Here is an 8,078-nt window from a genome sequence, read left to right as displayed (position 1 = left end):
CATCTAAGTGCGAAACTGACCTGAAGATGAGTATTCCAAATAAGGGCCGTTGTAGATGACAACGTTGATAGGTTGTAGATGTAAAGGTAGAGATACCAAAGTCAAGCAATACTAATTACCCAAAAGCTTGTATCAACTGTACTAACTATTTAGTTCTTACTTGTTCAACATCTTTCACGATATGCGAACCTCAAGATATTAGAGGGTTTATATGAGGCTATGGTCTGATATAATTAACAATACCCTCAACAGGCATTATGGAGCCGATAGGACTGGTGTTCACCTCTTCCCATCTCGAACAGAGCAGTTAAGCCCAGTACCGTTGATGATACTGCAATCACATGCGGGAAAGTAAATAAGCTCCAAATATATAACAAAGTGAAGGCTACCTGAGAGGGTAGCCTTTTTGTTGTATGATGGAATAGGATTATTATTAATATCAAGATATACTTCGGTATGTAGTTATGTGTTTATAGAAAAATATTCACTCAACACTATTAATAATTGATATTACTCCGTATTTTAGTGTAAATAAAACTTTTAATACCTTCTACTCTATGAAAGTTCTAGCACTATTCACACTTCTATTATTGCTTATACAAGCAAAAGCACAGGTTTATTTAAGTGGAACATCTTATTTCCAAGATTTCAATGGGTTATCGGCTGGGCTACCTGCTGGATGGAGCTTGAGAACTGGTGCTACTAGAAATAATCTCGGTAATGATGCTTCTGGAAATTTTTTGGCTACGCCGTCTCCCGATATCATTGGAAATAATAGTACCTACTGGAAAAATATTACGGCTAAGTTCAAGAATTTTGCCTCTTTTAATAACGCTTTAGTAGGTAAGTATGCTGAGCAGGCGGTTGCTGCTGATAGGGCATTGGGTATTAGGCAAAGTTCGACTTTAGGTGATCCTGGTGCAGCTTTTGTTTTTCATATAAATGATACGCAAGGTTTCCGAAATTTTCAGTTGAGTTTTCAATTACAATCATTGGATGATACCAATGGAGAAAGACGAACAACGTGGTCGGTTGATTATGGGATTGGAACTAATCCTAATAACTTTGTTGAATTGGGAACAGGGTATGTAACAGGAGCAAATCAGCTCTCGAATAATACTATTTCTATATCATTACCTGCCAATATTGATAATTTGAATCAATCTCTTTGGATACGTATTGTTACCTTGTCGCCATCGACAAACCCTATGGGGGCAGCTAACCCAACAAGAACTTCGTCGGCAATAGATAATTTTTCATTAAGTTATCAACAAATGCCGACTCCTATTAGTTTACAATATTTTAAAGCACTATTAAATGATTTTGACAATACAGTGAACTTAAAATGGGTAACAATATCAGAAAAAAATAACCAATATTTTATCCTCGAAAGAAGTAATGATTTAGTAGAATATGAGCCGCTTGGAGTGGTTGACGGAGCTATAAATTCTCAAACATTAAAAGAATATACTTTTATAGATGCCTTTCCTAAAAATGGTATAAATTACTATAGATTGTCTCAAGTAGATAGCAATGGCGGAAAAGAGGTTTTTCGACCTGTAGCTGTAAGGATTGTAACAGAAGGAGGTAATGATGTAGCCAAAGTGTACCCTACTATTATTGAATCAAAAACTAACGTAATATGGATAAAAGACCCTAATATTGCTAAAATAACATTAGTTAATATTTATGGAATTCAACAACATTTGACTTTAATACAACAAGAGGATAGTTTTTCAAAGGTTATTTTAAATAATGATTTACCTACAGGCTTATATATTCTTAGGGCTTCCACTTGGGATGGAATAGATATTACTGAAAAAATATATAAAAAATAATGGGCTACTATTCATAGTAACCCATTGGAATGTCATGAAAACAAATCAATAATGTCTTCTTGTGTTAGTTTTTTGAGGAATCCATCTTCAGTGCTGATTAAGTCTTTGGCTAAGTCTTTTTTCTTTTCTTGGAGTAATAAGATTTTTTCTTCGATTGTATCTTTACAAATCATCCTGTAGGCAAATACATTTTTCTTTTGGCCTATTCGGTGAGTTCTATCAATAGCCTGTTGTTCAACGGCTGGATTCCACCACGGGTCTACTAGGTATACATAATCGGCCTCAGTAAGGTTAATACCAACGCCACCTGCCTTGAGGCTCATTAAAAATACCCGACAGTTTTCATCTTCTTGAAAATGATTAACTTTTTCTTCTCTATCTTGTGTTTTGCCATCTAGGTATTCATACGAAATTTTATGTTTTTCGAGGTGCTCACGAATCAAGTCGAGCATTTTGAGAAATTGACTAAAGATGAGAATTTTATGATTACTAGCATTCTCTTCTATTTCTCGGACAATTTCATCCAGTTTAGCAGAGTTATTATCGTAGGTAATGTCGCCATTGAGTAAGGCTGGACTATCACAAATTTGACGTAATTTAAGTAAGCCTTCCAGTATCAAAAAAGAAGCTTTCTCTTTTCCTTCAGATGCAATTTTTTCAACAAGTCGCTGGCGATAAGTTTCACGGAAAGAGTCATAAACTTTTCGTTGTTTCTTATCCATTTCACAAAAGATAATACTTTCAGTTTTTTCAGGCAAATCTTTTGCTACCTCTTCTTTTGTTCTTTTTAGCATAAATGGATAAACCATTTTGCGAAGGTGTGCCGCTTGTATTTTATCTTGTCCTTTGTCGATTGGATTAGCAAATTCTGATTTGAAGAACTCTTGACTACCAAGTAAGCCAGGATTGATAAACTCCATTTGCGAAAATAAATCGAAAGTATTGTTTTCTACGGGTGTTCCTGTCATCACGAGCCTATTTTTAGCGTTGAGTTGCTTAACAGCTTTTGAAATCAAAGAGTCAGGATTTTTGATAGCCTGCGATTCGTCGAGAATGATATAGTGGAACTTAAAGTGCTTGAATAGCTCAACATCAGAGCGAATCATACCATAAGTAGTTAAAATAATATCGAAATCATGCCAATGGTCATTAGATTTTTGGCGAGTACCCCCACGGTGAACAAATAGCTTTAAGTCGGGGCAAAATTTGGTTGCTTCGGCTTGCCAGTTAAATATTAGGGTAGTAGGCAAAATAACCAAATTGGTTGTACTACTATGTTTGTTTTGCTGTTCTTGTAAAAAAGCAAGCATTTGTAGGGTTTTACCTAAACCCATATCATCGGCCAAAATACCTCCCCAATTAAATTCATCGAGGAAATTAAGCCATTTAAAACCTTCTAACTGGTAATCCCGCAATTGAGCGTTTACATTGACAGGAATCGGAACGTTGGGTAATTGTTTGAAATGAAGGAGCTTTTGCTTTTTCTCAAATATCTCATGTTGAATTTCAAACTCATTAATATCTGTTCCTAAATCATCTAATAATGAAAAATGAAGTTTTGATACTTGTATGTTATCTCCCTTGATTTTACCCAACTTAAAAATATGCTCATATTTGACTAACCATTCTTCTGGTAAAAGCCCCAGTGTGCCATCTTTTAGCTCGACATAATTCTGTTTTTTTAATACAGCTTTCTGTATATCTTTCAAAGACACTGTTTGCTCGCCAAATTGTATTTCAATCTTCATATCAAACCAGTCAATACCTGAGCTAGATTTTACGGAGAAGTTGGCTTTATGTGGGTTGTAACGAAACTTTTTAAGCTCTTGAATACCATAAATTTTAATATCAGCTTTTTTCATTTCTTCAAAAAATGTAAAAAGCCAGCCATCTTTCAGTACATCGTTGAATGATAAATGAAAGAAGGGGTATTGAGTTTGTTGCTTAAAAGCTTCGTGTTGGTTTTGTATTATTTCATAAAAAGACTGTTCTTGCTCGGGGTTACGTTCTTGAATAATAACCTTACCGTGTTGGTAATCAAAACGGTTGGTTTTGTGGTCGTGCGAAAACTCTAAAACGGTAATAGGTTTTGGAATGTCGGGTGTTTTTGTTCTTTTTGAAACCTTTTTGGTTGATACTTCCTGTTGAATAGCAATTTCTTCAGGCGATAATTCGGTATAGGTAAACTTCGGAATGAAGATAAGGTTATTTTCCTCTTCCTTGAGATGAAGTTTGATAGTAGAAAAATATAGTGGTTTTTTATCTACGTTATCGTTGAGAGCAATTTCAATAGAAAATTTCTCACTAAGTGGCATAATAAAATCTTGTAAGAAACCTTCAAAATCGCTTTTTCTGACTTTTATAATACCTTGATTAGACAGATAATGTAATAGATTGGCCACCTCTGGATTGGCTACTTTGTGTAGTTGGTTGCCATACTCTCGAATCCAGTAGCTATTAGGGTTACTCAATGAAGCCAAACGGATTCTTTTTTTATAAATGCGAGTATAACCTTCCAGAATAACAAATTCGGAATCTTCACGGAGGGTAAAGAAAGGAATAATACGTTCGCTTGATAAAGTAATAGGGTTGAGTTCGTGGTGTGTACTAAAATAAGGTGAATTACTTACATACACTTTTTTATTTTGTAAAAGGTTAAATACTTTATCGAGTTGTTTGCTGATGTACTCTTCGATAATAGGAAGGGTATCGGCCGAAACCTGTTCACGGTCGAGGTATTCGTGAAAATAGTTTAAACGAATTTCTTTGCGTTTAGCAAAACTCTGAATTCCGTCGGCATTGATACTATTAATGGTTGAAATAAGTTGAATATCTTCTTCTGAAAGTTGAGGGAAATCCTTGAATTGTGCTGTATCAAAAGATTTGAACGAAGACATTTTCCCCTGTGTATTTACCTTACACGAATATGTTTCTAACTGAACATCGTTGAGATAGCTGGCATCTTTAAAATAAATGACATAGATAATCTCGCGTGGTTCGGTATTGAGTTCTTCTTCTATATTGAGCTGGAAGGAGTACTCTTCAGGCCTAAATATTTTGTTATTAATAATTCGCCAGTTTTGGAAGGAACTAATTTTTTGGATGGTTTTGTCGAGTTTGATAAGTGTTACAGAGCCATCACTATTGATTTTGAAATCAAATTTTCCTTTTAAATCATCTTCCAAGCTGAAGCCGTATTCTTGAAGGAGCTTATTTTTTTCGGCGGTATAATCCCTCATTCTATCGAATGGGTTATAATTGCCAAATCGCTCTCGAATAGCTAATAGGGCATGAAATTTGTGCGAGCATAATTGTGCATCAATCGACTCTTCGCACGAACAAGCCGTAAAGAATTCTTGATTAAAACGAAGTTTCTCAAACTTTACCTGAAAGGTTTTATTACCCTTTTGTACTTCTACTTCGGCAATACCATTGATAGCCTGAACAATATTGACATGATAATGTGTATCGGTTCGGTTTTTCCAATCTTCGTCGTTTACTAATTGCTTGAGCGACCAGTCGTCGAAAGAGGAAATTTTGACAATATGCTGTGCCGTAATAAACTTTGGTTTTTGTGCTATTATCTTAGGATTAGTTTTGAGGTATTCCTTCAAGGTTAAAATAGCAGAAACACGGTGTTTACAGATTCCGCCCCAATCATAATTACAATTACATTTGGTTTGGATAGCAGCAGTGTTCCAATTTTTTATCTCTACTAGATAATGTTGGGTAGAACTATCGCTTTTTACTCTAAATTTTGCATCGCCATTGCCTTCTGTTTGTACATTTTCTAAAGAACAACCCTTATCTCTGTAAATCTGAGTACCCCGTGCTAGTATTTTGGGAAGAGAATTACCTTTGAGAAATTTTTCTAATTTATCGTTAATTATTGAAGACATTTATTTTGATGTATTTTGATTAATCCGCAAAGATACGGATATTAGATATGGAAGGAATCTAAAACTTGTAAAAATCGACAAGAAATAAATTATACTACCTATTTGTTGGAATGTTCACCTATAAAACAGTTCTACTGATGGCTCTTTTTGCTACTTTTCCATTCTTGCGTTATGTTGGGTTTTTGATTATTGGTATTATGCTATACCCATTTATAAGCCCTAATATCAATGTTATTTTATCTATTTGGCTAGTTGGGGTGCTATTATATGTTATTCTAGCTCAATCCAAAGTTTTTCGTTTCCAAAAATCTATTGTAGGAATACTGGGTTTATTGACAGTGGTTTTGCTAGGCTATGTGCTAGCTTATTTCAACGATGATTTGAACAACCCTAGGCACTTTAGTCATCAAGCTGGCCAAGTGTCATTACTCAATATTAGCGTACATTCTTTAGTAGAGGAAAAAGCGAATTCATGGAAAGCTACCTGTGAGGTACAGCAAGTACTTAGAGGTGATAGTATTTTTGCTACTAAAGGGCAAATGTTGCTTTATTTTGACAAAAATAGCCTTTCAAAACCTCAATATGGCGATATTTTTTGGATAAAAGCCCAACTCCAGTCTATCAATGCTCCATTAAATCCTGATGAGTTTGATTATCGTGTGTATTTGCTACGGCAAAATATTACGCATCAGCAATATGTCACCGCCAAGCAAGTTTATCCAGTTTCTTCTGCTAAATCTTGGAGTATCTTGGGGGCTGCTATTGCATTAAACGAGTGGTGCGATGCAGTTTTTACCCAATATTTACATCAAAAAAACAATTATGCTGTGGCCAATGCCATGATTCTTGGTTTGCGAGATGACCTAGACAATGCTATTATTCAGGCTTATACAGCCTCTGGGGCTATTCATGTATTGTCTGTTTCGGGTATGCACGTGGGGGTTATTTATCAGGTATTGCTTCTATTATTGGGGTTTTTGAATAAAAAAGGCACATGGGGCAAAACTCTTTTTGTTGTGTTGATTTTTATGATATTATGGTTTTATGCTTTACTGACAGGGCTCTCTTCGCCAGTGTTGCGTTCTACCGTAATGTTTTCAGTGTTTTTATTGGCTAATAGTATCAACCGCAAACAAAACTCCTACAACACATTAGCTTTTTCGGCTTTTTGTTTGTTGTTATTCAACCCCAACTATATTTACCAAGTAGGTTTTCAATTATCGTATTTGGCTGTGTTGGGTATGATATTCTTTTATCCAATGATTGCCAAGTTATGGATTATAGAGGTAAAAAAAGGTATCTTCTATAAGGTTTTGGATTACTTATGGCAAATGACAGCTGTTTCGTTAGCAGCCCAGTTAGCCACCTTGCCATTTACGATTTATTACTTTCATCAATTTCCTGTATATTTTCTTATTGTCAACCCATTTGTTATTGTCTTATCGTCGGTGGTTTTATGTTATGGCCTACTGTTTATTGTATTGGTGCCTGTTTTACAGTATTTGGGCTTTTTACAACTCATCAAAGCTATGGCATGGCTGTTACAAGGAGTTATTTATGCTCTTAACCAATCGGTCGAAATTACAGAACGATTACCACACTCGGTAGTTCGATTTCTTCATTTTAATGTTGTCGAAATGGTTCTGTGGTTTGGTTTGTTGCTAGGGCTAGGTTTTTTAGTAAAATTCAGAAACTATGCTTGGGTCAAAATCAACACAACCTTAATACTGGTATTGGGGATATTCAATGTAATAGGCTTTTTAGCACATCGGCATCAAATACACCTGATGATACACGCCACACCAAAGCATAGTGTTATGTCTGTACTTAATGGAACAAATGCCCTTATTTTAGCTGATAGCTCTTTCCTAAGAAGTAAAAAAGATCTTTCTTTCAGGCTGACCAATTATTTGGCAAAACAAAGAATACAAGATACGCTTAGTAGCCATTGGACAGCCTCCAGCACCGACGAGTACTATCGAGGGTATAATATGGCTTTAGAAACACACCCATCGGGAATGGTTGTGATGAGTTATTATGCCAAAAAAATAGTCTATCTTCACCGCCCACAGCCTACTAAATCTTTAAAACTTCAAGGGATTAAGGTCGACTATTTGATTGTAGCCAACAAGGCTATTAGAGATATAAAAGAGGTAAAAGACATGGCTTTCAAAACCTTAATTATAGATGCATCTTATACAGATTGGTATGCTAGGAAGCTCCTAAATCAAGCAAAGGCACTACAAATAGAAGCAAGGTATTTGAAAGATACAGGGGCAATTTATCTGTATTAGCACAAGTGTTTTGCCTGAATAGCTTGTTGATAGTCGAAAATTTGTTG

Annotated in this window: 3 protein-coding genes, 1 rRNA gene and 1 other annotated feature; of the genes, 3 read left to right on the top strand and 1 reads right to left on the bottom strand. The window is 35.4% G+C overall.

All coding sequences use genetic code 11. The features are described 5' to 3' along the window. Positions 1-39: 39 nt before the first annotated feature. Positions 40-123: a sequence feature (23S ribosomal RNA rRNA prediction is too short), on the top strand. Between the two features lie 133 nt (positions 124-256). Together rrf and FLEMA_RS76230 are read left to right on the top strand one after the other, a co-directional pair. After that, positions 257-368, top strand: a 5S ribosomal RNA gene (gene rrf, locus FLEMA_RS0136420). Positions 369-557: 189 nt separating this feature from the next. Beyond that, a complete protein-coding gene (locus tag FLEMA_RS76230) occupies positions 558-1,838 on the top strand; it encodes a T9SS type A sorting domain-containing protein (RefSeq protein ID WP_026996565.1) in 1,281 nt (426 codons plus the stop codon). Between the two features lie 32 nt (positions 1,839-1,870). On the opposite strand, the gene FLEMA_RS71450 is transcribed toward FLEMA_RS76230, so the two are convergent. Continuing rightward, positions 1,871-5,737 (bottom strand): DEAD/DEAH box helicase, encoded by a 3,867-nt coding sequence (locus tag FLEMA_RS71450; RefSeq protein WP_052354165.1) that lies wholly within the window; start codon positions 5,735-5,737, stop codon positions 1,871-1,873. A 110-nt stretch (positions 5,738-5,847) separates the two neighbouring features. On the opposite strand from FLEMA_RS71450, the gene FLEMA_RS0136290 reads away from it, so the two are divergent. Then, complete coding sequence (locus FLEMA_RS0136290; RefSeq protein ID WP_026996562.1) at positions 5,848-8,031, top strand: ComEC/Rec2 family competence protein; 2,184 nt, start codon at positions 5,848-5,850, stop codon at positions 8,029-8,031. Positions 8,032-8,078: the final 47 nt, after the last annotated feature.

The organism is Flectobacillus major DSM 103 (assembly GCF_000427405.1).
Lineage (GTDB): Bacteria > Bacteroidota > Bacteroidia > Cytophagales > Spirosomataceae > Flectobacillus > Flectobacillus major.
This window is presented reverse-complemented; position numbering and strand designations above follow the sequence as displayed.